Source organism: Mycobacterium sp. E3298, from assembly GCF_001666895.1.
Classification (GTDB): domain Bacteria; phylum Actinomycetota; class Actinomycetes; order Mycobacteriales; family Mycobacteriaceae; genus Mycobacterium.
This window is the reverse complement of sequence record NZ_LZJB01000252.1, coordinates 1-874: the sequence shown is the minus strand read 5'-3', so window position 1 is coordinate 874 and position 874 is coordinate 1. Positions and strand designations below refer to the sequence as shown.

Annotated in this window: 1 protein-coding gene and 1 pseudogene; one reads left to right on the top strand and one right to left on the bottom strand. The window is 70.9% G+C overall.

Features of this window, described 5'->3' with window-relative positions:
* A partial coding sequence (locus tag A9X05_RS11790) for an ABC transporter permease (protein ID WP_156736660.1) occupies positions 1 to 739 on the top strand: 739 nt, incomplete at its 5' end.
* Here A9X05_RS11790 and A9X05_RS11785 read toward each other — a convergent pair.
* Positions 726 to 874 (bottom strand): annotated as a pseudogene (locus tag A9X05_RS11785) (class I SAM-dependent methyltransferase); the annotation flags it as partial. The gene A9X05_RS11790 and the pseudogene A9X05_RS11785 overlap by 14 nt on opposite strands.

The window sequence follows — 874 nt, the reverse complement described above, 5'->3', positions numbered from 1 at the left end:
GCTCGCGGGCCGGGGCGTGGTGCTCACCCAGAATCTCGGTGCGACGCTGCATGTCCGCGCCGGCAACCGGCTGCAGTTGCAGACACCGCACGGCCCGCGCGAGGCCGCCGTGCTGGCCCTGGTGCCGTTCTTCTCGACCGTCATCGGCACCGTGGGTATCGATCTCGACCACCTGCGGGCGTGGTTCGACCGCCCGGCCGCGACGACGTTGCAGATCACCGCCGCACCCGGGACGGATCCGAAGCGGCTGCTGTCGGACGTCCGCCGGGTGGTGCCGGCGCCGAACCAGGTGTACGACGGCCGCGCGGCGCTGGCCGGGCTTGAGGCCCCGCTGCATCAGAGCATGTTCATCGCCAACGCCGTGTGGGTCATCGTCGTCGCGGTGGCCGCCGTCGCGCTGCTCAACACGCTGACCCTCTCGGTGACCGAACGCCGCCGCGAGATCGGCGTGCTTCGGGCCATGGGGTCCAGCCGCCGGTTCACCCTGCGGACCGTCCTGGCCGAGGCGGCTGGAATCGGTTTGGTGGGCGGCCTTTTGGGGCTGTTGTTCGGCCTGACCGACCAGTGGCTGTTCAGCCTGATCAGCGGGGACATCATGAATTTTCCGGTCGGCTTCCGCCTGAGCCCGATGGCCCTGGCCTTCACCGCGGGTGCGCTGACGATCTGCTTGCTCGGCTCGCTGCCACCGGCGCGGCGGGCGGCCCGGCTCAACATCATCGAGGCCGTCAGCGTGGACTGAGCGTGGCGAACCCCTGCAGATGGGGCTTGCAGGGGAAGGGGACCGGCGTGCGCGGGATGGTGTGCAGCGCGGTGGTGTCGAACCCGGCCGCGGCGATGGAATCCAGGGTCCGCCGGTTCGGCTCGCATCCGGCGG